This window comes from Thermogutta terrifontis (assembly GCF_002277955.1).
Taxonomy (GTDB): Bacteria; Planctomycetota; Planctomycetia; order Pirellulales; family Thermoguttaceae; genus Thermogutta; species Thermogutta terrifontis.
In genome coordinates, this window is sequence record NZ_CP018477.1 from 1760105 (window position 1) to 1785169 (window position 25065).

23 protein-coding genes and 1 other RNA gene are annotated in these 25065 nt (G+C 56.6%); 4 read left to right on the plus strand and 20 right to left on the minus strand.

The genetic code is table 11. The features are described 5' to 3' along the window. Window positions 1-30: 30 nt before the first annotated feature. The 6 genes from THTE_RS06610 to THTE_RS06635 all read right to left on the minus strand — a co-directional run bounded on the left by THTE_RS06610 (window position 31) and on the right by THTE_RS06635 (window position 6466). Window positions 31-1371: a DUF4339 domain-containing protein gene (locus tag THTE_RS06610; protein WP_095414686.1), complete on the minus strand. Its 1341-nt coding sequence runs from the start codon at window positions 1369-1371 to the stop codon at window positions 31-33. A 97-nt stretch (window positions 1372-1468) separates the two neighbouring features. Next, a complete protein-coding gene (locus THTE_RS06615; protein ID WP_095414687.1) occupies window positions 1469-1975 on the minus strand; it encodes a DinB family protein in 507 nt (168 codons plus the stop codon). A gap of 54 nt (window positions 1976-2029) precedes the next feature. Further along, window positions 2030-3001, minus strand: coding sequence for a DMT family transporter (locus THTE_RS06620; protein WP_095414688.1), 972 nt, complete (start codon window positions 2999-3001; stop codon window positions 2030-2032). A gap of 196 nt (window positions 3002-3197) precedes the next feature. After that, on the minus strand, window positions 3198-4349 hold the full coding sequence (locus THTE_RS06625; protein ID WP_095414689.1) for a cellulase family glycosylhydrolase: 1152 nt from the start codon (window positions 4347-4349) through the stop codon (window positions 3198-3200). 43 nt (window positions 4350-4392) lie between these two features. Continuing rightward, entirely contained in the window at window positions 4393-5820 is a 1428-nt protein-coding gene (locus THTE_RS06630; protein WP_157731854.1) for an AGE family epimerase/isomerase, read from the minus strand. A gap of 145 nt (window positions 5821-5965) precedes the next feature. After that, window positions 5966-6466, minus strand: a complete 501-nt coding sequence (locus THTE_RS06635) for a hypothetical protein (protein ID WP_095414691.1) — start codon at window positions 6464-6466, stop codon at window positions 5966-5968. Between the two features lie 438 nt (window positions 6467-6904). Between THTE_RS06635 and THTE_RS06640 the strand changes: the two genes are divergently transcribed. Next, a complete protein-coding gene (locus THTE_RS06640) occupies window positions 6905-7300 on the plus strand; it encodes an NUDIX domain-containing protein (protein ID WP_095416802.1) in 396 nt (131 codons plus the stop codon). A 75-nt stretch (window positions 7301-7375) separates the two neighbouring features. Here THTE_RS06640 and THTE_RS06645 read toward each other — a convergent pair whose 3' ends face one another. The 5 genes from THTE_RS06645 to THTE_RS06665 form a co-directional block, all read right to left on the minus strand. Next, a complete protein-coding gene (locus THTE_RS06645) occupies window positions 7376-8755 on the minus strand; it encodes a hypothetical protein (RefSeq protein ID WP_157731856.1) in 1380 nt (459 codons plus the stop codon). Window positions 8756-8841: 86 nt separating this feature from the next. Continuing rightward, on the minus strand, window positions 8842-9489 hold the full coding sequence (locus tag THTE_RS06650) for a tetratricopeptide repeat protein (RefSeq protein ID WP_168175801.1): 648 nt from the start codon (window positions 9487-9489) through the stop codon (window positions 8842-8844). A gap of 386 nt (window positions 9490-9875) precedes the next feature. After that, window positions 9876-10913, minus strand: a complete 1038-nt coding sequence (locus tag THTE_RS06655; protein WP_095414694.1) for a 3-oxoacyl-ACP synthase III family protein — start codon at window positions 10911-10913, stop codon at window positions 9876-9878. A 275-nt stretch (window positions 10914-11188) separates the two neighbouring features. Then, window positions 11189-11377 (minus strand): hypothetical protein, encoded by a 189-nt coding sequence (locus THTE_RS17905; protein ID WP_157731858.1) that lies wholly within the window; start codon window positions 11375-11377, stop codon window positions 11189-11191. A gap of 103 nt (window positions 11378-11480) precedes the next feature. Continuing rightward, on the minus strand, window positions 11481-13949 hold the full coding sequence (locus THTE_RS06665; protein WP_168175802.1) for an efflux RND transporter permease subunit: 2469 nt from the start codon (window positions 13947-13949) through the stop codon (window positions 11481-11483). A 708-nt stretch (window positions 13950-14657) separates the two neighbouring features. On the opposite strand from THTE_RS06665, the gene ssrA reads away from it, so the two are divergent. Further along, window positions 14658-15020, plus strand: a transfer-messenger RNA (tmRNA) gene (gene ssrA, locus THTE_RS06670). Window positions 15021-15151: 131 nt separating this feature from the next. Here the strand turns inward: ssrA and THTE_RS06675 are convergent. The 4 genes from THTE_RS06675 to THTE_RS17910 form a co-directional block, all read right to left on the minus strand. Continuing rightward, window positions 15152-16324 (minus strand): tyrosine-type recombinase/integrase, encoded by a 1173-nt coding sequence (locus tag THTE_RS06675; RefSeq protein WP_095414697.1) that lies wholly within the window; start codon window positions 16322-16324, stop codon window positions 15152-15154. A 3-nt stretch (window positions 16325-16327) separates the two neighbouring features. Continuing rightward, window positions 16328-16558 (minus strand): helix-turn-helix domain-containing protein, encoded by a 231-nt coding sequence (locus tag THTE_RS06680; RefSeq protein WP_095414698.1) that lies wholly within the window; start codon window positions 16556-16558, stop codon window positions 16328-16330. 1213 nt (window positions 16559-17771) lie between these two features. Continuing rightward, entirely contained in the window at window positions 17772-18011 is a 240-nt protein-coding gene (locus THTE_RS06685) for a hypothetical protein (protein WP_095414699.1), read from the minus strand. Window positions 18012-18068: 57 nt separating this feature from the next. Next, window positions 18069-18221, minus strand: coding sequence for a hypothetical protein (locus THTE_RS17910; RefSeq protein ID WP_157731860.1), 153 nt, complete (start codon window positions 18219-18221; stop codon window positions 18069-18071). A gap of 379 nt (window positions 18222-18600) precedes the next feature. Between THTE_RS17910 and THTE_RS06690 the strand changes: the two genes are divergently transcribed. Both THTE_RS06690 and THTE_RS17915 read left to right on the plus strand, forming a co-directional pair. Next, window positions 18601-19431 (plus strand): AAA family ATPase, encoded by an 831-nt coding sequence (locus THTE_RS06690; RefSeq protein WP_095414700.1) that lies wholly within the window; start codon window positions 18601-18603, stop codon window positions 19429-19431. Window positions 19432-19816: 385 nt separating this feature from the next. Beyond that, a complete protein-coding gene (locus THTE_RS17915) occupies window positions 19817-20197 on the plus strand; it encodes a hypothetical protein (RefSeq protein WP_157731862.1) in 381 nt (126 codons plus the stop codon). Here THTE_RS17915 and THTE_RS06700 read toward each other — a convergent pair. The 5 genes from THTE_RS06700 to THTE_RS06730 form a co-directional block, all read right to left on the minus strand. After that, entirely contained in the window at window positions 20183-20590 is a 408-nt protein-coding gene (locus tag THTE_RS06700; RefSeq protein WP_095414702.1) for a hypothetical protein, read from the minus strand. The two genes, THTE_RS17915 and THTE_RS06700, sit on opposite strands and share 15 nt — an antisense overlap. Before the next feature lie 440 nt (window positions 20591-21030). Then, complete coding sequence (locus THTE_RS06710) at window positions 21031-21642, minus strand: TubC N-terminal docking domain-related protein (protein ID WP_095414704.1); 612 nt, start codon at window positions 21640-21642, stop codon at window positions 21031-21033. Then, the gene (locus tag THTE_RS06715) at window positions 21639-23255 is read right to left on the minus strand and encodes a DUF3631 domain-containing protein (protein ID WP_095414705.1); all 1617 of its coding nucleotides are present in this window, start codon (window positions 23253-23255) and stop codon (window positions 21639-21641) included. Before THTE_RS06715 ends, THTE_RS06710 begins: the two co-directional genes overlap by 4 nt. Before the next feature lie 606 nt (window positions 23256-23861). Next, complete coding sequence (locus THTE_RS06725; RefSeq protein WP_095414707.1) at window positions 23862-24098, minus strand: helix-turn-helix transcriptional regulator; 237 nt, start codon at window positions 24096-24098, stop codon at window positions 23862-23864. Window positions 24099-24265: 167 nt separating this feature from the next. Beyond that, window positions 24266-24997, minus strand: coding sequence for a hypothetical protein (locus tag THTE_RS06730; protein ID WP_157731863.1), 732 nt, complete (start codon window positions 24995-24997; stop codon window positions 24266-24268). Window positions 24998-25065 lie beyond the last annotated feature (68 nt).

Here is a 25065-nt window from a genome sequence, read left to right on the forward strand (position 1 = left end):
TGGTGGACGGGCTTTCGAGGGAGTGGAGTTTCACCCGTCGGTGAATTCTCTTTTGCTTAGCTCACTGCTATGGGGCAGATTCCGGTTTTCCACATGAAGTAAAACGAGCAGTGCGGCTAAACACGCAATGATGAGCTGCCCAAACAGGTACAGGAGATAGCTCACTGCTGGCCAGAGGGATGCAGCCACTACCATCACCAGGCCGCTTTGCCCCAATCCCCAGCCTGCAACGGCCGGTCCTGCGGAGATGGCAGCAAGCTCGTGAGGAATGAGATCGCTTCCCGGGTTATTCAGTTCCCCGGTGGGACTTCCGGTCACGGTAAAGAGTAATCCTAAAGCGAGATGGAGATTGCCCAGGAGCACCAGCACTCCAAAAATGACCGGGCAGAGACGAGCCACCATTTTACCGGCCAGATAGAGCAGCCCAATCAGTTCCTCCATCGGCGAGAGATCAGGATTGATCGCAATTTGAAGGTCGTCCAGATCAAGAAATTGAATCGATGTGAACAGACCCCAAATAGAAAGTGCCACCGCATAAAAAATGAGATCGACAAATCCAGTTGACAGAGCGTACACGGTCCCCATAACAATACTCACCACAGCGATGAGCATACTCAAAAGCGACATGCCGTCGGGGACCACGGACGAGGCCAGTTGAGCTCGGGTTCGCAGTTCCCAGCGATCCAGAACGAAAATCACTCGGGCGGACAGATAGTGGCCCACGAAAAGAAAGAAACAGATGCTCAGGGTCCAAAGGAGACCGCTCGCATTTCTCACTTGTGAAACAAACAGATTGTCGGTGAGGATAAGGGCCACGGCAGTAAGGAGTCCATACCGCCCACAGAGCAGAAAAAGTTGCTGGCTGGCCTGAAGGAATTCGCTGCCAAATCGTGTTCGGAGAAAAGCCAGCCAGCGATCCAGGACGTGGCGGCCCAGGGTCTCCCGAGATCGCGCGAAAGTGGTGGGCGAGCCTTCAAAGGTTGGACGCCGTCGAGAGGGTCGGCCCAAGCGAAGCCGCGGTCCGACGCGTCCAGATTCCCAGCCCGAGCCCGCGCCTGTGTTCTCAAGGTGGACTTCCGACTGGTCAGGCGGGGGAGTGCCCTGGGTGGCGAGTTCCTGAGCTCCTGAAGGGACGGCAACTTGCTCGGGATTGCTTTGATCGTCCGACAGGACCAATTCACCGGTATTACCGGAGGTGTTCTCAAAAAGGCCGCTAATTCTCCCGGCAGGAACCCAGCGATCAAGTTCCTCGTTCCAGACAAGGTCCTCAGGGCTGAGTTCACCCCGGTGAGCCAGGTTTTTCAGCTCACGTGGGCTGAACGGGCCGTCTTTCACACCGCTACGGCGCTGGATGAACCACTGTTGCGCCATGGCCAACCGCTCTTTTTCCGCTTCCCAATAATACGGGGCAACCGGCCTTGCTGGAGCTAGAGCAAGGACCGAGGGGCTATCTTCCTCTCAATGATGCTCAGCCCGGATCATCCGCGGAGGGGCCGTACATCCCAGGTACAGGGACGTCGAGTAATCTCAGGTACACGCACAGATGTCCGCGATGGTGAATCGTGTGGTTGATGACAAATGTCCGCACCACCTGCCATCGCGGCATCGTGAATAGGACTGTTCCACCACGGAGAAGCGACCACGGCTTCCAAAACTCGTCTGCCTTGACACTACTCAGAATGCCCCGTGCTGTCTCCACATTCTGATCGAAAATACGCAGCATTGCCGCGACTGACTCTGCCTCCGGGTTCTTGTACGGTTCACCACCGACCGGAGCCACGTCCAGACTGTCCGTACGGAAAGCGAGATCCACCCACTGGGGAATACTCGCCAGATGGCTCCCCACCCACCGCAGTGTGTTTGATTTTGGGTGGACTTTCCAGTCAAGTTTGTCCTCAGGAATTCGGGCGAGAACGGTTCGGGTGTTTGCCATCTCTTGATCAAATTCCTGAACGAGTGCCTGGTAAGGATCCATATGTTGTCTCCTATGGATGTTCCACCATTCCGCGAGCGGATGCTCGGCTTCACGCTATCGCAACGTGCTCAGAACAATCGCTGCCAGTGCCAGGGCAATTCCTACTGCCACCTGGAGATTGAAAAGCTCACTAAACACAATCCAGCCGGCTATTGTGGCCATCACCGCCTGAGAGGATGTGAGCAAATTGGCCTGGGCAACCGGTGTTCGCTGCAGACCTTTGGTGAGCGCCCAGAACGCCACCAGGTTAAGTATGCCAGAAACAATCATCCACAACCATTGCTCCGCGGAACAACTTTGGATGACCTCTAGCCCGTGGACATAAAAGGTATACGGCCCCAGCGTGATCGTCGCCGCACCCGTCACCAGGACAAGGACGAACCAGCCCGAAGTTCCCCCCGTTGTGACGTTCCGAATGACCACCGTAAGCAGACCATAAATGAAGCCCGCCACACAGCTCATTAAGACAGCAGCCAGAGCGATTGAAGAAGAACTGCTGGCCACGCCCTCCAATGTGTCGGCTCCTCCGTGAAGGAGAATAATTCCCACAATGAGTAGCACCATGGCTGCAAACAGCCTCGGCGACACGGCTTCCCCGAGCCAGAACTTACCCATCCAGGCTGCCGTGATAAGGCTCATCGCTAGTGACAGCGGTACCGCAATAGCAATCCCCACAATGCCGAAAGCCCATAAAAGACCAAGATTGGCAATTGTCTGAGTGAGGACGCCTGCTCCTACCACTTGCCAGAAATGAGCGGGGCGGGGCAGGGTGATCCTTCCACGAAGAACCTGCGCAAAAAGCCACGGACCGACGCAAAGGACGGTCATCGTCTCCTTCACAAACAGGACGAAAGTATAGTTGGCTGCCTGGCCAGGTTCCGCTAGCCGCCGGAGGGCCATGTTGGTCCCCGTGTAGAGCATCGCTGCCAGAAGACACAGCGCTGGTCCCCAAAACTGACCAGCGGACGGTTGTGTGTGTCGCGCGGGCGCTGTTTCGAGAGTGGGTAATTCGGAGGTCGCCGTCATATTCGTCAACAATGGAAACAAGTTTCGTCAGTCATCGCCGATTGCCCAGTCATGAGATCACACTGGAAAAACACGAATCGTGTGACTGGCCGACATCGTGAAATTATCGCATTTTGACCCCCGCGACCAGGGAGACCAAGAGCAGCACGCAACGTGGCTTGCCGCTTCTCACGACTTTTGCTGGCAATGAGCCAATTCACGGGCGACGGTAGGAAGGGCCGAGTTTTGACCACAGTTCCAGGTAACCCGCCAGAATGGCTGACTGGAGGTCGTTGATTCTTCGCAACTCGGGTATGGGAGTTCCCCAGTAGAAGCTGATCCAACCCTGAGCGAATTTACGGGAACCTTCGAGAAATTTCTGGAACTCTTCGGTTCCACAGTGCAGAGGGAAGGTTTCCTCGATCACCACCGGTCGGCCGACCGCAAAATGGGACAGTATTTGAATCGCCTCGTCCACTTTTTTCGCTTCGGGATAGATATGGACACAGATGAAGTCCAGCATGGGGATAAGGTCTTTCGGGCGAAAACCGGACCAGGTATCGGCTCGGTCTGGTGTACCGGGCAGGAGGCCGACGGTGATCAGGGTCTCTTTGTCTACTTCCCGGATGGCCGAGTGGAGATGCTTCACCCATGCCGCGGCGATTTCCGCTCGGGATCGCTCTTTCTGCTCCAGTGTAATCCGCTGGACGAAATATTTTCCCCCTAAAGGCTCTCCGACCAGCCAACCTTGCTCTTGGGCGGATCCCACGGGTACAACCGGCTCGTTCATCAGGTCGTAGCAAAACACGGCCGGAGAATGGCCCACCCTCCGTGCAATGGTTTGCCAAAAGAAGGCCTGGGCGTTCCATCGCTCTGATTCTTCGAGAGAATCGTACCACTCCGGCACGTCCTGCTTGTGGTAACATCCCAAACCTGTGATGTCCAAATAGAGGCCTGTCTCCTCGGCCAGCTTGACGAGCGCCTCAAGTTTTTTCAGATTTGCTTCGTTGGCTTTATTGGGCGAAATCAGGAATTTTCCCACCTGAAGATGGATCCGCACCACATTCGCGCCCAACGCTTTCATTTCCTGGAAGTCGCCCACCACCCGGTCCCATTCCTTGTCCCAGTAGTCTTCCAGAAGCAGTCCTTTTGAATCGTGATCGTAATTAAAGCCCCACGGCACAAAGAGACTTCCTGATTGTGCCAGGACCAAGTGCTGGCCATCCGCCGACAATTTGATCCGTTCCAAACTCTGCACGCCCGGCTCTTCGGCAGGGGTGAAATTCCCGGGCACCAGGACACCACCACACACGAGGACAAAAAATCCCCATTGACAATACCGATTCTTCAGAGGCATGCGTAACTTCATGGCGAACGTTTCCCTCTTGCTTAGGCACCAATTGCCAGGCTCATCACTCTTTGCCACTCAGCCCCGCCAGATGCCGCAACCGGGATGCACTCAGCATGAGTGCCCGCCCGTTATGATAGGCGGCCTTCCAAATGTGCCCGAGATCTTTTTCGACAGGCTTTCCATCGGGCAGCACAGTGTCAAACCATTCACCCGCCTGTGGGTGGACCTGATACTTTCGGATGAATTGCCACTGCTTTAAGAATGCCGTCCAGTAACGGGAATCCTGCTGGCCGAACAGCTCATGCATGAGAAGAAGGGCGTTGAGGCCTTCCGCCTGGGTCCACCATATTTTTTCCAGGCCATATGGAGGCCCAAAAGCCGCGCCTTTGTCGTAGAAACCACCGAACTTCGAGTCCCAGCCGTACTCCAGCGCGTGATCAACCAGGCTCTTCGCCACGCGTCGTGTGGTGCGGTCATCGGGGATGCCGAGAACCTCAGCAGCTTCGAGGAGCAGAAACGCGGTCTCCACATCATGCCCGAACGAATCATGATCAGGGACCGCCCGCCAGTCTGGTGTGAAATACAGGTTCAGACACCCAGGCTCAACCGCGATTTTGTCCCGTACCACAAGAAAAATGGAAAGAAGCCGGTCTTTGACCTGTGGATCCGGCCACGCGCGGTAGAGTTCTGTGAGGGCTTCCAGAATGTGAATATGACTGTTCATGGACTTGAACCCATAGGGCGTGCCGAGCAAGTCCCGGGTAGGTCGAGCCCGACCGTTGGCGCCGTCCGGGGGGACGCTGAGGATTGGCGTCCCGTCACGGTGGTATGCCTCAAAGTAACCGCCATGCTGCTTGTCATAGGCGTGTTCCTCGAGCCAGCGGAACGTTTTTTGGGCAAGTGCCAGCGCATCGTGGCTGCCGGTTAGTCGGTAGACGTTCGACGCCGCATAGAGCCCGAATGCAATTCCGTATAGGTGTTTTTCCGTGCCATAGGAGGGCAGAGGATTTCCGTTTTCGTCGAGTCCCCAGAAAAATCCACCCTTTTCAGAATCCCACAGGACGTCGCGGAGAAACTTCAGACCGTGCTCCGCGTAGGCCTGGAATTCTGCTTTTCGATCGGGATAGCGGCGTGCCACCTCGGCCGCTACCCAGGTCATTCGGGCCTGAAACACAATCGTTTTCTCGTTCCGGGGACCGGGATTGCCATCGCTCCGAAAGTGGGGATGAAAACCGCCGTGTTGCTCGTCGATACATCGCGGGAACCAGAACGGCAGGACCTGCCCCAGAAAGTGGGACTCAATCTGTTCCGCAAGCCGGACATAATCGCTCTGTTGCGGTGCTGAATTCTCTGCCGCTGGATCGACCGCACGCGCCGTCGGCAAATTGACGAAGGCAAATGCGATTGCAATCAGAAAGATTCTCCAGCTCCCATCAATCCGCGGTTTATGACCCAAGAGATCAAAAAGACTCACCGTGCGATGTCTCATCGTTAACTTCTCCTGGTTCCCAAATGCCTTTTGGGAAGATTTCTGCCAAGAAAACGTCCAAGTATCGGCTGGGGGCAGCCGGGTTTTTCTGCCAAATTTCGAGAAGGAAGACAATTCGAACAAGTGAGGGTGCACCATTTCTCGCTCATGCCTGTGTCTCTTCATTGAACAGTTCGGGCGGCACGAGATTGAAGCCGTGGGTGAGCAAAATCTCTACCGCCCGGGGGACTGGCTCAGCTTCCAGCAGGACCAGGGCACGTTTCTTATTCGGAAGAAGCACGGTGTGTGTTGCGCGAACCAAAACATTCCCCTGCGCCAGCGGCAATAGAATGCGAAGCAGGGGCTGGACTCCGTCGGGCAAAACCACGCCAACGAGCCTGTAATCGGTGAACGGCAGACCCGCCCTCTCCAAAATGATCCGGCCATCGTTCGGATAGGTCACAACAATTTTGAGCAGTGCCGCGGGATTGCCAGGTACCGTTTCCAGAGCGAGAACTTCGCAGCGGGTGGTTTCGAATCGCCGCAACACTCCTCCGATCTGGCGTAGCCCCGATTCGAGAAACACCTGAAATCCGGTCAGTACGGAAAGCCCATTTTCGCCGGGCGGGTCGTTATTTGGTGTTACCGAGTTATTTTCAGTGGACATTTTCAAACCTGTCAAAAGATGAATATGCCTTCGGCTCCAGTGGAGCCGCCGATACCCAACCGATGGGGACAACGGCACACAGTCTATTATTGTACTCGCGGCAAACTGTGTCGCACCGCCGCCGAGGATCCGCAGCAGCGCGGGCAAACCGTGTGACGCTCAAGTGAAGCAAAGCTCAGGCCGACGTTGCACCGTCCTTTTTCTCGTTGCCTGTCTTTCTCTTAACCAAGCAACTGTGTAGAACGAGAGAAGGGATGGTGTCGGGAGGTTTGAAGAATCGAAAGTCTCAGGAGAAATTGTAAACTCACGGCGAGGCCTATTCGTTCAACTTGTTTTTTTACGGACATTCTCAAGAAAATGTCGGAAATGGAAGGCACTCACCAAGACTCTGAGCAAGTGGTTCGCTCAAGGCCGGCTTGTCCGATCCGGAAGCACGGCGTGGTCGCTGTGGTTGCCCGACGAAGTCGGCTATTGCTCATCCGCCGTTCGGATCAGGTGTCAGCACCCGGAAAATTTTGTTTCCCCGGCGGGGCCATTGAGGAAGGGGAAACGGAGGAAGAAGCGGTCGTGCGGGAACTTCGGGAGGAACTCGGTGTCCGCGTTCAACCCGTGCGGCGTGTATGGGAGAGTTGCACAGAATGGGGTGTTCACCTAAGCTGGTGGCAGTCACGTCTCGCAGATGATGCCCCAATCGTTCCTAACGCGGCCGAGGTAAGCCACATCGGTTGGTACACGATTCCCGAAATTCTTGGCCTATCCGATTTACTGTCGAGCAATCGCCAGTTCTTGCAAAAGGTTCTTGCCGGAGATATCCAGCTCGATTTGGAACCCTGAGGCCTCTCCGCGGACGTGACAGCACAAAGCTACCCCAAAGAAGTAGAACCCATCGCTGCTTAAGAGCGCCCGCAGTCAACGAAGAGTGGCAGAAGGAGCGTTTCTCTCTTGCTCACTGTTTCCTGACGGATCGCCGAATGTGAATTGAACATCAACGGGCGGACTGTCGATCTGGCGGAGGAACTGCCCGACCGGGAATCTCAAAACACTCGACGAATTGCCCGGAGGTGGGTCAGAGTTCTGGCCTGATTGGAGAGGCCGGCTGCCCTTTGTGGACATCGCTCCCCCGGCCACTACAACGGAATTGGGGCGAGCATTCAAATCCTGCACGAAAGTGGCGGGTTGCACCTCGTTATCGCGAAGGGGCAGAACATCGTCCAAATTGATGCCGGCAGCCGGTTCGCCGTTGAGTGCCGTGCTGGCCGGTGACTCTCCAGGACGCAATTCCTCCGGTGACGGAGGTGTCCGCTGCTGCGTTACGCGATAAACCCAGTCCACTAGGTCCCGGTATTGCTTCATGTCTGTTCCTGAGAAGACCGGTCCCGGCATCCCCCCGTGAGGTTGGAGAGGCTTTGTGAGAATTGGGCTGGCGCCTGGCTGATTGAAGTCAATCCAGCCCAGTACCGTCCGCAGGTTCTGGGCGGTTTGGCCCCGCAGAGCGAAACGATCGGGTGACAACCTGAACAAGCGTGCTTCAGGTGGTACGCTGGGGCCACCGTGACATGTGGCGGCCGCACAATTGTGGCTCAGGATGGGTTGAATCACTCTGACGAAGTCCTCCCGTGCATCTTCCGGCAGCCCGCGGAGAAGCACACCCAAGTCAGGGACGGGGGAAACCGTGTTCCGGGGCGAAATGGCGGCTTTTGTGCCGGTGTTGGGGACGTTGGGCGCAATTTGAGAAATTGGTCCGGTACCAATACTGTGCGCTGAGGATTGGACTGTCGACGAGGTGCTTTCCCGCTGACGGAGCAGTGCCATTTCCACACGGCGTGCGGCAAGTGGTAGTCCCGGATGATTCGGTGCCAGTCTGCGTGCTTCTGCCAGTTCGGCCCGCGCCTCTTCGGACAGACCATGTTCAGCACACCAGATGGCCAGTTCGAGATGAGGTTCCGGATCCTGACCAAAGAGCCGTGACCGCTGCTGATAGTAAAGCTCACGCATGGTGGTCGCAACGGCCACGACATCCCGTCGAGAAATATAAATCTCGCCGTGGGGTACCTTCACATGATAGCTGTCATCGGTGGCGATAAGCGTTCCCTCGATCACGTGCCCGTTACGCAGAAGCAAAACAACATGGTCGAGCTGGGGTGCGCGAGGTGAAGAATACACAGCGTTGCGGGACGGATCACCGGCGTTGGAACCCTCTTGATTCCCAGCGCAAAGAGCACCACTCGACATGAGCGTCGATGAAAAGACCAGGAGCAGTATCGCGGCGGAGATAGATCGTCGCATCATGCCGAAGTTACTCTGGAAATCGTATCAGGATTCCACAGGATTTATCGGGGATTTTTATGAAAACTTGGGCGGACTTTCACACTCGCCTAGCGCACCTGAGCGCTCGTACCTGCGGCCAAGGCTGGGTTATTTCGTCCTCCACTCTGCGCCAATCCGATTTCGTTCCGGAGCGCGGCAACTCGTAGGGCGAGTTCCGGCTGTTGCCGGTTCAGTTGCAATGACTGCTCGTAGTTGGCCAGCGCCAACTGCTTTTGTCCCTCAATTTCGCGGAGATGTCCTAACGCATTGAGGGCCCGCACGTTGTTCGGATCAAGGGCCAGGGCCTCCAAAAGCTGTTTCTGGGCGGCCGAACGGTCTCCCAGTTCCTCGTAGAGCCGTGCAAGCTCAATTTTTGGTTCTGCCCAATTGGGCGCGGAGTTAGCCCAGTTCTGGAGCATGGCCACAGCCTCGGTTGATCGTCCCTGGGATACAAGTAAAACCGCCAAACCTCTCCGCGCGGGAACGTGGTGTGGATTCTTGGATAGCGCCAATTGGTAATAAGATTCCGCGCGACCGTAGTCATCCGGCCGATGATAAAGGTCGCCCAACCGATGATACACGGCCGCGATGTTGTAATAGGCCGCTGCGTCATTGGGGTCATAGATGAGCGCCTGGCCAAATCGCTGGAGTGCTTCCTCGTATCGCGCCTGCTGGTAGAGACGAACCCCCTCGGCATTGAGCGATTGGGCCGTCATGCTCGCGCATCCAGGTGCCAACACAAGGCCCACCACCAGTATGCCCGCAAGTTTTCCAATTAATGTTGTTTCTCGGTTTGTGATGGGTGCGCCATACACGTTCGCAGTCCTCTCAGATTGGGCAGAGGACATAATTGCAGCTCGGGGGGACAGGTTCCGCCAGTTCAAAACAGCGGGGAGAGAATAGCGGGATTCTTTTTCCCTGACAAGGTCTTTTCAGATCAGTAGGAAAAATAGGAAAGATTCGCAGGGTGAATAAATAGCGAGGACCGGCCTGCGTCTCCTCGTACCTCTTCGCCAGGCCCTCCGGGATATGCCCAAGGACGTCCGGAACCGATTTTTTGTCCCCTTGCCTTACCAAGGAAGCACGTGGCCAAGAGGGGGAACTACCAGCGGAGGATTCCGGTGGCCCAGGACAGGCCTCCACCAAACCCGCTCAGCAAAATGAGGTCCCCCTTTCGGATTCTTCCCTCCCGCACGGCTTCATCCAAGCAAATGGGAATGCTTGCCGAGGACGTGTTCCCGTAACGGTCCAGGTTGTTGTAGAGTTTTTCACTGGGAATGCCAATCGTCTCCGCCGCAGCCTGGATAATCCGCATATTTGCCTGATGAAAGATCACCAGGCTGATGTCAGCCAGGGTGAGATCTGCCATCTCCAGCACGTCGTGCACTGTTTGATTGAGCATGCGGATGGCCCATTTGAAAACCGGCCGACCTTCCATCACCACGTATTGCTCCCCGTTGAGTGTTCCCTGCTGATTGGTGGGGCAGCGAGATCCGCCCATGGGCCGGTAGAGAAGATCGAACCCGGCACCGTCTGAGCCATAAGAGAACGCGATGAATCCCTGGGAACGATCGCCGGGACCGAGGAGCACGGCTCCCGCACCATCTCCGAAAATGGGATAAGTTTTAACATCCGCCGGATTACACACCCGTGAATTGCAGTCTGCTCCAATGACCAGTGGTCGTTTCGCGCATCCCGAGGCCACAAATTGCATCCCCGTCAGAAGGGCGAACATGAAGCTAGTGCATGCGGCCTGGATATCCATGGCCGGAGCACACAGCTTCAATTTTTCCTGCACCAGACTGGCAGCGGCCGGCATCGTCATATCGGGGGTGTACGTGCCCAGCAGCACAAGATCGACCTCTCCGGGGTCAACTCCGGCATCTGCCAAACATCGCCGTGCCGCTTCGACGGCCAAGTCGCTCGTGGCCATCTCCGGCGGTGCATGCCGGCGTTCCAGGATTCCTGTGCGCTGCACGATCCACTCCGCGTCGTATCCCAGCGATGCGAGATCTTCATTCCGCACGCGGATATCGGGAACGTAGCTCCCTACTCCCAGAATCTGGACTCCCGTAATGGTTCCTTTGCGGGAACGCTGGGCAAGGTAGGGAATTTCTCGTGCGCTTGTTTTCTGATTCATAGACGGGGCGGACCTTAACCGGAAAACCAATTGTCGTGAAAATGTCGACCGCTCGTGATTTCACCCAGAGGCCATTCTCTCTTAAAGAAAAAACGACATCCCCTTAAACCTAAGACTTTTTACCTCTGGCGGCAAGTGGTTCTTTTTCTGACGAGGTTTACCCACTTTGGGGGCAGAAGGCAGTGCAAGAAATAACGCAAATGTTGCCTTTAATTCGGGGCAGTTCAGGAAAAGTCGGCGGCCGTTTGCTGCTGGCCACGTCTGGTCCCGTCGCATTATCCCGGCCAGTCCTGCCCGTAGGGGCGATTCATGGATTGCTCCCACCGGGCTACGGCTCGGTCATGCCCGATGGGCTGGACAAGCAATTGCTGAATCGCCCGTATGAAAATCCAATGGATGCGTCCGTACTCCCCATGGCAAAGCGCCGAACATTTCTTGACGGCGAAACCAATTTTTTCATTCATCCGGCACTTCGAGAGCTGCGGAACTCCCGGGTCCCTGTGATGCAGCAACTGCACTCGGCAACGAGCGCCGAAGGCCCTTTTCGAGAAACTGGCGAAGAGACCATTAGCGCGGCCGACGGGGCAATTGATTCCGGTCGGGCCGCCGTGAAGCAGAGCCGTGCCGCGGACTGACTTTTCCAGCACCGGCGCCCCTTTCCGTGGGTAGCCCCAAAAACTCCAAGGCTTCCGATCCTGCACCGACTCCCACCAACTCTTCGGCAGGTTCCTCTCCTCGATCCGCCACAAGGTGGGGATGCAAATCGGGAGCGTGATGAACCTCGCCCCGGCTGCGCTTTCGAGCGGCGATTCTCTCGCCACTCTTCCAGAAAAAGTTGGCAAGCGGACTGGCCAGCAACGCCGGCAAAAGCACGAGGTTACCAAACGATGATGCCGTCAGCATTGCAAACATCAGATACCCAAAACGCTGGGTTGGCGTGAAAGAGCTCAAAGCAAAAGCGGAAAGTCCCAGACCAATCACACCCCAGCTTTGATAAATGGCCTGAGCGCAGTCGCTGTAGGCAAATCGAATAGAATCCGCGCGGGAGAGCCCCCGCTCCTGTCCATGCCGACACCACAGCATGAAATGAATCGCATCATCCACAGTTACCCCCAGTGCTACCGCCGGGGTCATAACGGTGCCCACATCCACCACAATGCCCAGAAGTCCCATGACGCCAAAGACAATAGCGATGGGAAAGACGCTGGCGAAGCCAAGCAGTAAGCCTGCCGACCAGTCTCTCATCACGAACATCAGGGCAATCGCAATGATGACGAGATCACCGGCGAAACCGGTCAGCAATCCGTTCAGCAGCGAGTGCTGCGCCTTATAAACCAGGGGGACAAGGCCGGTGTAAACGGCCGATATCCCATCTACGCCCTGGCTGCGATATTTCGCCAGGATCGGTTCGACCTGCCGCCGTATGTCTTCCACAAAGTTCCCATAATCGAGGTCGGTGAGGGCCTTCACGCGTGCACTGACTCTCCACAGTTCCGTATTCCCTTCTTCCGACCAGTAATCCCGCAGGTCCTCGCGATGGCGACGGAGTTGAACGATCCACGTGCGTTTCTCTATCAGTCCGGCTTGTGACGGCAATGGGCGAGCAAACGTCGGGGCCGCGATCACACTTCCCACATCCGGCAATTGCTTGATGGCCCTTTGCACCTCTGAAACCAACTTCATTTGATCCAGCAGATCGAGTTTTGCCTTGTCCCGATCCACCTTGATCACCACTTCCATGGGCACGAGTGGCCCCAACTTCTCCTCCAGCCAAGCGTAATCACGGATGATTGTGGCCTCAGGCGAGAAGAGTCGCATCAATTTCACGGAGGTCTGGATGCGGGTGGCTCCAATCGCCCCAATTAGCATGAGCACAACACACCCAGCGACTACCCAATTTGGCCTGCCGATGATGAAATCACCAACCTTTTTCCATCCAGCCCATCGACCGGGGTCAAATTTGAAGGTTTGCCGCGATCGCGCGATCTCGGGGATCGGCCATTCCTGGAGCATGGATGGCACGTAGAGACACAAAAACAGGAAACTGACTAGGATGCCCGCTGCAGAATAGATCCCAAACGTTTGGATCGGCACAAGTTCGCTTACCGCCAATGATGCCAGGCCAAAGGCCGTGGTAAACGTCGCCAAAAACAGGGGCAGAAAGGCACTCCGCAGGGCTTTGCCTGGGGCACCCACGGTCGGGTCGGGGAGTCCCCACGACATATGGGTTCTGACGGTGTCTCGATAATAGTTGGCCAGGTGGATGGCACCGGATACCGCCGCCACATAGACCAGGGCCGGCATGGTCAGAAGAATCGCGTTCATGTCCGTGCCCGTCAGCCAGACGAGAATCATGCTCAGGCCCGCGCTGTAAACCCCTGTGGAGAAAACGACGAGCGTCAGAATCCAGCTCCGCAGGCACCACCATGCCATGACGGCACCCACGACGCCACAAACGATGGCCAAGCGGACGAGCGACCGCTGGCCTTCCACGTCGATGGCGACGTTGTCCACGGGGGGGCCACCCAGGTGAAGCTGCTCCGGTTTAATATCGCAGATTTCCTTCGCCGCGGTGTAAACGCTTTCCACAACGGCGTGCAAGAACTTTTTGCGGGGATTGCCATGGAAGTGACTCTCCCACCGCTCTTCCGCTTTCGGATCGATGATCAGCACGAGGCAGGTTTGCTGCCCATCCTGCCCAACAAGAAATCCCCGCAGGCGCTCGATCGCCTGTTCGCGAGTTAGTCCCTGGGAGGTTACCAGTTGATCGACAACCTGTTTTCCTGTAATTACGCTTTTGAAAAATCGGTAGGGGTCGTCCTCCGGTCGCTGCAACTCTAACGCTAAGCGTCGCGATAGGAGCTCCAGCTTGGGGCTGTCAAGGGTGCATCCTTCCCAGCTTGCCAGAATGAACATGTCGCTCTCAAAGTGCTTCCGATACCACTCAAACGTGGCGGTTTCCTGGTAGGTGTCCGGTAGCCACGACTTCACATCATTCTTGTTGCTCAGAAGTGCGCGGTCGGCTCCCAGCCACATGAAGGGAATCAGGAAGCACACGCAGCAAAGAATAGCCAAGTTATAGCGTGAGAAAAAACCCCCATTTCGTGAAGCGGGAGAATGACCTACGGACCGTTGATTTTCTTTCATCAGTACATCCATGGATTTATTCACAAACCTCGGGGCAATTTCGTGCTCAGATCTGATGGCGGAAGTGTCACATGGCTGGAGAGTTGAATCCTCCCTGCGGCAAGAAACACTCCGTAATTGCTGGTCACTAGGGACATTCCGTGTGGGGCTGATCTGTTAGGTCGCGGCACGGACAAGACTCAGAGATATTGAATCCCCACCTGAAAATTGTTTCGGCGAAAGGATGGACCAAGGGACGGTGCTCACAGGGTGGGCGGAATTCTCACTACGAACGGAGGGTCGAGCATAACCGGCTTCAACTTTCCATCCCTCATACTCGAACCGAAAAAGCCTGCTTGGGCAAACCTCTCACTACTTGGATTTCGCAGTGACCTTTTTCGGTACTGGTCGGACAACGGTTTAATTCTACACTTAGCTGCGACGCCAGAGCAACCAACGCGATCTCCGCTATCAGGGGGGTGACCTTCCCAGGGCCTTCACAAAGCCTAAATTCAGAATATCTCTCGGTCTGTCCGCCCTTGCAGGACATGCGGATGCGGAATCTGGCTCGCGTGTTAATTGACGATCGCCGCGGGGTATATAATAAAGAAGAGCCATGGGGGCGAACTGGACTCGACCGGACAGGTTGAGGTGCCAGTGGCGTGCCGTGGTTGATCGGTGGCCCACGTTAAAAGCCGATCAAACAATAAGTGCCAACCACAGCTTGGCTCTGGCTGCCTAATCGCAAACGGCAGTCCCGACTGAGGGCTCTCGTCGGAGGGGCCTGAAAGTCGGCCGACCCTATCCGACTCGTCCCGGGTCACGCCGAGTACGCCCGGGATCAGAACCTGTCCTCGGCTGGCCGCTGGAGATCCTGTCGGTCGGAAGTTCCGGCGGCGAGATTGCAAAGACCGACTACGCACGTAGAAGCTGGTGCCGAAATGTCACGGGACGCGGGTTCGATTCCCGCCGCCTCCATCCGGTGTATTTTCACCAAATTGACATACGACGTAAGTTGACGACAGGAAGCGACTTAGGCAATGGTTAGTATTCTGATATGTCATGTCCTGACACCCTCTGGCGTGCATAGACTGCACACCCCCGTGCACACCTTATTTCCAGGCCTCATGGGCATCTAGCCCGCTCGTTGGAGTCGCCCATGCTCTCTCCGCTGCATCACGCAAACTGTTCTCCGTTACGTCGATGTAATGGCGATAGGCGATGATGCTGGAATTACCCAGCCACTTGGCCACATGGGGCAGCGGAAACTGGTGAACCAAGTCGGTTTCGCAGCTCTTGCGGAGTGCGTGGAAAATGTCCGGCCATGGCTCAATCCCGGCCCGCTTCAGAATCTTCGTGAATGGGACCCGCAAGTTGGCGTTCCTGAATCCCCGGGGAGTCATGGCCCGCTTTCTCCAGGACTCCGGGAAGATGTAACTATCACCGGGCAGCTCCCCATCCGCCGTCACCTGGTCCCACACTTCCTGCAGAGCCTTCCTCACCGGGGCGAAAAGCGGGCACCGACGCACGCCCGTCTTCGGTGCCTCGATGACGAAATAACCTTCGTCAAAGTGAATGTGTGACCACCGGAGGGCGAAGTGCTCACTCGGGCACCGCAGGCCCGCGTACCGGCACAACACCACAAGCAGCCGCCAATAGGCGTTGGGGCATACCGCGAGAACGCGATCAATCTCTTCGGCCGATACGTACCGCCATTTACGCTTCGTCTCGGAGATCCGGTGCGTTACCCACCGGAATGGATTCTCCGCAATCAGTTTCAGCCGCACCGCGTGCGTGAAAAACCGCTTCACGTGCCCTAACCGCTTGGCAATTGTCGAATCGCTCAGCCGTCGCACATCACGCAACCACTGGCGATAATGCTCTGCCTCCGCGGGGGTGATGTCCGCAATCCGTTTTTCCGCTCCGAAGAAAGCCAGCAGGTCGGCAATACTCCGACTCCAGGCATCCCTGGTACCAGTCGGGTAATGCTCATGAATTTTCAGCCAGTCCTCTAGATACTGCTTAAGACTGGCCCGCTGCTTAGCCTCCGCAAGCCCGCAACTGGCAAGGCGATTGAGCAAGTCGGCATCTAGGCTATCCAGCCAACGTTGAGTTTCCGGATCGAGCGTTAGCCCAAGGCGACGGGCCTCCAATAGCCGCTCAAAGTACGTGAGAAACCGCTCCGCACTCCGCTTGGATATCTTCCCCAGTGAGAGCGAGCGGCGTTTATCACCGTCAACCCAGAATATGCGGTAGCCTTTCTTAGACGCGGACAAACTCGCCATCGCTCACACCTTGGCTTGTTCCTCAGCCGCATCGGAAGAATCGCACTCCACCACCTCAAGCCGGAAGTGCCGCATCAGCTTCTCAATGTTCGTCAGACGCAAGTCACGCCCCGCGATGAAGCGACTCACGGCCGCCCGCGAAACACCGGTCAGATCCGCCACCGCCTGCCAAGTCAATCCGCTCAACACCAGTTTTTCCATCAGAGCACGTCGAAGCGACTTCCAGCGACGCATTCTTTTGACTCCCTTGCAAGGATTCGTGGCTCCAGATCACGCCGACAGTATACCGCGATCGCAAGCGATCGTGCAATAACCCGTCCGGGGGATAAGGAAAAATTTTTGACGCGAGAGCATAGACCCGCCAGCTTCCGTAGGCCACTACGGGTGGTAGTGATGAGCCGGAGAGCAACAAGATATTGGGCTGCCACTAAGCACCTAGCCCCGCGTTGACGATCGGGGCGTCAAACGGGCGTTGGCCAGTCCTACCGGAATTCCAACTGACTAGGCGTTGTCGCCGTCACCGCATGATAGACGGCGTCAGCAAGCGTCACGGGATGCTTGACGCGACACACGGCGGGGATACACTCATGAGCGTCCACTCCCGTCGCACATCTGAGCCAATGGTGGAAATGTGCAAATAATATGAGCGGTGTACAATAATGATGTGGGCGGGAGTGGATGAGCCAAAACCCCCTGACGTGCAAGATACCCCAAGCGTTTCTAGCCAACCCCAGGGTGACATTGAGGGGGACGCAAGCGGCGGTTCAGCGTAACAGTTGAGCCGCCGCTCTCTTTTTTGCCAAGCCGGTCTCGGGTGGGATGCTCTGCGATCGTACTGAAGCTCTCCATGTTCCGCTAACCTGTTGACCTATTCTGCATAACCACAAGCCAACGTGTAGGCCTTCTGGACAAAGCCAGTCGTCGTCACGCCATCCACCAACTGGCAATCGAAATGGTGAGGCGTTGCTGGCCTAGGGCAAAAACACCAGGCACCTTGTAAGTTGTACGCAAAAAGCTAACGCCCCGTATGTGCCCCGCTCATCCTTCCATCGCAACACATCGGGGCTGGTTGACTACCGAAAACCAGCTCTTGCGGTCAGCCTGGTGGAAATCGGGTTGCTATGCCACCTAGAGTGTTTGCCCTATGCCGGCTTGAGTAACGGGGGGTAGGGGGTGGAAAATCTAGGGGCTTCCCCCCAAACCGCAGCGGCACCGGCCCGCACGCAAAGGCAACTTCCGCCCGGGGGTCCCCATGGCCTTTCTCCTCCCTCAACCGTCGGTTAGACGCCGTCTAGGGGCGGATAAACGGCCGTAACTGGCCGATAGCCGCTCCGTTTCGGAAGCTCCGAGAGCAGGCCCGCGGGCGATCGCGAGCTCCCCCGGGTGCGAGCCGTGTTCTGGCCTTGGCACCCGTGGCGGATGGCCTTTTCGGCCACGTAGGGGTGGCTCATCGGCCCTTCCCGGCCGTTTTTCCTCCCTCGATCTGTCGCCGCCGTGCGTCTTCTTTGATTTTCTCCACCTCAGCCGCATAATCGCGACAGAAAGGGCGCGCGCGGTGCGGGTCTCCCGTTCCGCTCGATTCTGAGATTTCCCGGTGATAGGTTCCGGAAACAATTCCGGAACCTTTCGCGGTCGGCAGTCGCCCCGCGGGGGCAGTGCCGCCGAGCTGCCCGCGGCAGGGAGCCATAGCCGACGCTCCGTCGGGTTGTCTTTGTGCAAGCCAGAAAGCTGACGACTCGGCTCATTAGGTTCCTGGACGCTCAAGCGTGAGATTAGCCTCGGCAATCCATTCGACCAACTCCGGCCACCGCTCGCGGGGTAGCTTGTACGCGGCGGCAAGATGCTTGGCCTTGTCCGAGAAAATGCGTACTTCAGTACGCATTTTTTGCAGTAGCACAGCACCTCCGCTGCGTCTCGCAGTTGCCTGATATATGCCTCTGATTTGCCAATCCTCCGAGCGTATTCCCGCAGTCCTCCCGTGATCCCGCGGCCGCCCCCCGGCAGCCTGTACACCTCGGCGAGGTGCTGGGCCTTATCAGAAAAAGTTCGTGGTCGACCACGAAGTTTTTCACAGCAAAGCAGTACCTCGGCGGCGCTTCGCAGCCGCTCATGGACGGCGGCGAAAACGCTCGGCTTTACCGGAAAAAGGTTTGGTCAACCGAACATTTTCTCCGACGCCCCCGCGGGTTTTTCCTTTACGCAAGCCCGCGTAAACTTAATGGCAGAAGCTGAATCGCTTGGCAACACACACCGCACGTGCACGAAAGGGGGCAGTGATGATCAACGCAATCTTTTCCCTTGGCCGCAGGAACCGCACACAGAGCTGGCTTTGGAGCGGACGGATACCGCTTGGCGGGATTGTGTATCTGATCGGCGAGAGCGGAGCTGGTAAGAGCATTCTGACGCTGGATTTTGCAACACGAGTAACCACGGGGCGGCGATGGCCGGACGGGGCACGCTGTCCGATGGGCAACGTCCTATTGCTGACAAGAAAAGATGACGCTGCCAGTGTTATCCGCCCGCGTCTTGAGGCGATGGCGGCGAATGTGCAAAACGTCGCCTTGATTCAGCACGTTGTTTCTCGCACCGCTAACGCGGGGCGGGCTATCACGCTGGCCGATGTGGACGCAATCGAGCGGGCGGTGCGAACAGTCGGAAACGTCCGGCTGGTGATTGTGGATCCGATCTACGACTTTTTGCCGCCTGGTGTCGATGTGTACACCGCTCAGGATCTCGGCGACATACTGAAGCCAATCGAATCGCTCGCGAAGCGTCACCAGTTCACGGTGCTGATTACGGCTTACGGAGCGTATTTCTCCATGGCTGGTTGGAGTCTCGCTGAGTGCTACCTTGTCAGGTTAGGCCACCGGGGGCAGTGTTTCTGGGGCGTCAACGCTCAGCGGCGGATTATGTTCACGAGCGACTACCGCCACCTGAATGTTGACGAGTCACCGCTGTTCTTCAGCATTGTTGGTAATCCAGCCCGCGTGCAGTGGGCGGATAGACCGGGAAGCCGGATCGTTCCGATGGATGATCGGGGCGACTGGATGATGAGAGGCGGCGACTGGATGATGAGAGGGGACGGCTGGATGATGAAACTGCCCTAACGGGCGAGAAAACAAGAGAAGTGCGGCTGGGGCAATGAACCGCGGGCAGCCCACGCACGCCTTCAAAGTGCGTCTAAGGGCTGCCCACTCTATCTTGCTAGAGCACGTCAGCCGCCCCGCGGTTGGCATCCTTCCGCACAGAGAGCGGCGTTATTCATCCCAGAGGCGGAACTCCACCGAGATCATGGCCGGAGAGCCGCACTCCAGGGCACTCGGACGCACCGCCTAGATGAGCGTAAAGCCAAAGAAGCGTTGCCCTCCCGGGGCGGCAACCCCCAAGCTATTGGCCACCCCGGGGCTTTGTCAGCCGTCGCTTGAAAGCCCGGTTGAAGAGCGTCAGAGCGTCCGGAATTTCCTCCGTTAGCCGTTTGCCCACCCGGGGGTGATGCCGCATCTCCATAACCCGATGCTGACGGAGCTGGTAGCCGCCCCGGGGCAGCCAACCCGTGACTTCCTCGAATTGCCGCTAAATGCAGACCGTGTTCTTATCCAGCAAGCGTTTCTTAATAGCCTGCAATTGAGCGTCAATTGCCTTGATACGGGCTTCAATTTCCTGAAGCCGCTGCTCCCCCTGCTTTATTTCCGCCCGGTTGCGGTCGATGTGCTCTTGCAAAACATCCTCACGGGTATTGAGGATCCCGGCCCGGAATTCACGCACCTTGGCCTCGTTCCATTGTTTCAGCGACTCAAGCCGCTGAGTGAGCACGCACCGCTCGCTAACCAGTGCACCACGTTCGCCGTCGAGTGCCTGCTACTGCTGGTTTAACTCGGGGAACAACGCCAGAAGCTCCTGGAGAGCCTGGCGGCTCTCGGTGAGCGAATACGAAACGCGTCGCAACCGGCGGTTTGTCTCAAGGATCCGCCGCTCGTATTCCTCTTTCTTGTTCCGGTACGCTTCCCGGAGCTGTTCCAGCTCGGAGTGCAACTTAGCCGCTTCCTTAGACAGCGATGCTTCGGTGAGCACTTTCTCAATCAATTCCAGCCGCCGTTTTTCCTTGGCAACGTCGGCTTCCAGCTCCGCGGGCGTCCTACCGGCCGCCACCAGCAAGGCCTCCACCTTCTCGCGATCGACGGTTTTGCCCCGGACAATGTCACAAACTACGCGGCGGTACTGTTCAGCCAGTGACGCTTCTAACTGCTTAGTCAATGCTTCGCTCATAACAACCCCCTTTCTTTTCTGGAAAACCCATCACTTCGTTACACCAACCGAGTTTTTGCATTCTCGCACGCAGATCCCCCGCGGGCTGTTTCCGTCCGCGGTTGCTCATCCTTAGCATCTAGGCCCACGAACCGGAAGATTTTCGGCAACCCCGGCTCATCCATCACGCACGCAAATAATGCGTCGAACGATATGAGCTCGACGTCCTCGTCGCGCGGTGGATACTTCACCCGGACTGTTTTGCTTCGCCCGCACTCCCTACAGGTGCGTCGCACCACAAACTTGCCAACCGGTGTTTCGTGAAATTTGCGTGAGCCGCACGTGCACGGCCGTCCGCGAATGATACTGGAGAGTGATTGACGGGTGATTCTCATCCTGCCCTCCTTTCGTAAATCAAACTGCCCCGAGACTTCGGAAAACATCCGATGCTTAACGCTCTGTCAAAGCTCTCTGTTATGTTCCACGAGCCGCCTATGGCTGGTGATCCGCCCCGGCTGGCCATGCGAATCTTGCTGGTGAGGCTCCGGGGCAGCTCCTGGCGACTTGTTGGCAGCTTTTTCTGCCGCTGCACGCTCAGCGGCCAAGATTTTTCTAGAGCGAGCGGCTACCTGTGCCGCCCAACTAGCCCACTCCTCTGGCGGGATCCCGGCGAAGCGGCACGTGTCAACCAATAGAGCCACTGCCTGATCGTGAAATGCATCGTAAAGTTGCATCAATTCTTCACTGGGCGAAATTGCCCCAACTGGAAGTATGACGTAGCCCGTAGGGTTGAACTCACTTGCCACCAATTGGAGGGAATAGCCAGCGTCCCAAAGAGCGTAGAGCAGCCGTCGGCCACCATCGCTGTCAGCGTCGTTACCGGGAGCGGCACTGGCTGAATTATGCACCTTTTGTGATCTAAGCCACTCAATAATTTCTGATTTATGCCGCCTCAGCCAGTCAGTCTCTTGGGGGGTTAGAGTGCCCCTTTTATAGTGCACTTTCAGTTGTCCGTCGACCAGACTGAAAGATACCCCTTTAGCGGCAAGTGTCGTCAAAGTGATGTCACTCATAGCGTCAAAATTTCGTAATCGTCATCCCCCTCCCGTTTCAAATCGTCACAATCGTCACACTTGTCATAAGTGCTGTCTAGAGCGTGATTTACGGCGTGACGGTTTGAATTTTCGTGGAAGTAGTCGTCAGACAAATCGTCACGCCGTAAGTCCTTGAATTGACAATGACTTACGTCATGTGTGACGGTTGTGACGGTTTGGGTGGGTAGATACCGCTCGAAAAGTTTTGCGAGCTGGTCAGCGGTGAAAACTCGGGCGTTTCTCCGCCGGATCGACTTGACACCAAATGCCTTAAGAATCTCCACCATTCGATGCACGGAGAGCGGCCGCCCGTGGGCGATCGTCCCCCAGGGCGACTCCTCCAAAGAAATGAGCTTTTCGTGCAACTCGGAGACGGCGATTTCGGACGCCCCGCCGAGCACGTTCCTAATATCAGCCAACATGCGGATTGACAGATCTGCACAGTCGGTCTCGTCCCCACCGGCCGATATTACGACGGCGGCATGACGTGCACGCTCGGGCCAGTCACCTCCCGCTAAGTCGGCTAGGATGACAAGTGGTCGCCAATTCTCAAATGCCCGATCGTGCAGCACATCCGGCAGATCTGGCTCCGACTCCGCGGCTTGTATTAACATGGGTTGGCTGTCCATAGCCCATGCTAAAAATTTACTTGCGATAGCCCGACCCGCCGCTCTTCCGGATTTACTGTAACGGGCGATTGAACATTCCCGCGGGCGACGTTCAAGCTGGATTATCAGCGAGCGGTCCTCAACGGTGTCCCTTAAACGCCCGATGGCGGCAATAACTTTCGGGCCAAACGTCGAGAACGTTCGTGGCTCTCCCGTTTCCGGATCGCAGCGAATCACATAGGCCATATCCCTACTCCACCCCGAGTTAAGGACTCCGGCTATCTCCGGATTGCTTCTTATGAAAGTGTCAGCTTCATCGATGAGCAGCGTCGGTGCGACGGCATCGACCACATGATAGATGGCCGCTGGCGTTATATTGACAGCCGGAATTGGCCGGCAGACTAGATCGAGGAGGACGCGCAAAAAGGTGGTCTTCCCGCATCTTTTTGTGGGACTCGTAATTATGAGATACGGAACAATGTCGAAATACCGAAAGGTGAACGTAAACACAGAATACAATGCGGCTGCTTGGGCTTGCTCAGTCGTGCAGTGCACAAACCGCCGAATGTGTTCCACGGCTTCGTCAAGGGCCACTCTTAAGTCCACCGGCTCCGGCCATGGGTCCAAAACCGGTAACTGTAATGGGCGTCCAGTCCCCGACAATCCGTCAGCGGCGGAAAAATCCGCCGCTTCCGCGGCCATTGCCAGAGCTTGTTGATTATCTTGCTCTTTATCGCGACTATCTGCCTCCTCGGCGAGCTCAGTCACACGCGTGTACAGCCATTTACCGAACTCATGATGCAACTCCGACGGGATGTTCAAATACTCACCGGCAGCAGAAGCAAACTCTAACACCTTCCTGTAGCTGTCGCAGTTAACCCGGTCGCGAATCTGTTTTCCGCCGTAGTACACCTCCACAATTCGGACGCCACTACGTTCGGCTGGCCCTACGGCGACACGCGTCTCACGAAATAAATCAATCATCGAGACCGCCTCCTAAGCCTTTGTCGCACGACTCTTTGCATCGCTCGTCTCATTGCGTAGCTAACGGGTTCAGCATCGTTAAAAGACTCACTCCGCGGGTCGGGATCGCCCCCGGAAGCAGCGTCACAATCAACAGCAGCCGTCTCATCCGGCGGGCGGGTTGTCCCTGATGGGCGAAAAGCTGTAAAAACAGCCCTAATGACTTCAACATCGGCACGTGCGCGGGCCCAGTCGGACGGCCGGAGAGGCATGAGTGTTTCCTCGGCGATCACAGCTTGTGGCAACATAAAGTCGCGGAGCGACGGGGGGAGCTGACCTTCAACAAATTCCTCCCCAAGTAGTTCGGCCCTCGGATCGTCAAGCTCAGCGATTGGCGGGTTGATTATCCGAACAACAACACGATCTCGTGGCCCACGGACCTGCAAAGTCCATGGGCCGCCAGGGCGGGCTGGTGGCCAAGCGATGATGAGAAGGTTGATCCTCCCCGGATTTTGACTGGGTTGGGCGGCGGCCATAATCGCGCGGGCTCCGATTGCTTTTGCCGCCGCCGCGGAGTAAACTCTTTGTGGGTGCATTTTCGCGGCAGCGGCTCATGGTTAACTTGGTTTAACTGTGAGCCAGCTCGGGGGGTGCCGGGCAGTCCGGCACCTCTCTCTTTTTGTTCCCGGTTGTCTGTTCAGCCACCCACCGCTCAATGGCGTGGATGGAGTAACCAATTCTGCGATCTCCGAGTCGCACAAAGGGAATCTTTCCATTCTTTCTCAGCCTTTGCAGATGGCGGATTGAGATTCGGAGGGCGTGTGCCGCCTCTCTTTCGGACAGAATTAATGGCTCCACGTCCATCTCACACCTCCTCAACCAAAGAACCCAGCTTTAAGTCCTCTACTTAATTCCGCCTTGTCAACCTTCTGTGTCAACTTGTCCACACGTCACATGACGCAACATGTCATCATATCTCCATTTAAGGCGACGTCGTTGTTTTGGAGTTGTCAATATTACGCCATTTCGTGTCACCTCTCTGTTCGAGGCATGTCATACCGCGAAGCCTGATCGCGGTATTTGTCCTTCCGGGCTTCTCGTCGCGGGATCGCATACGTCCGGTACCAGTTGCTCCGACGGATAGCCTCATGCGAACAACGGAGAAGCCTCGCAAGCTCGCGGAGATTGGCGTTGCTGAGCCGCTCGGCGAAGATATCATTTAGATCACACAACGCGTGCAATTTTTCGTCGACGGTGCCAGGTCCTTCGAGAATTTTGAGCACCGGCTGGATGATATCCGACCCGGGGGCGAAGAACTGGACAAGCCGCATGAGCGAGTCATCATTTGCCGCCGGTGTCCCGCTCGGTTGCGTGTTCTGAAGCCCCGCGACCTTTGCAAGTACCTCGTCATAGACGCGGCGATACAACGCCGCAATGTCCTCCGGAGAAAGCCGGGCTGGCTCCGAACCAATAAACGCCATCGCTGCCCGCTTCGTGTCTTCAGATAAATGTGGCAAGGCCCACGTAATGGCACGAAATGCGTTGGTGATTTTATCGTAATTCCGTCGCGTGCTAACCTCGAGCGTTGCCAATTGCAGTTTATCTGCCTCCGTCGGTTGCCGCTGTCTCTCTAGAATCTCAATAATCGATGTCAGTGACTTACTAGCGACGCGAAGCAGATTAAGGTAGTCCGTCCAGTATTCCGGATCCCCCGCCAGAGCAAGGCAAAGAAGATAATCGTAACTCTCAGGAGCGTTCAGCATGTGCCAACCCCACCCACCCAGAGGAATCCTGATTACCATCAATGCCTCCACGCTTAACCCATTGACGC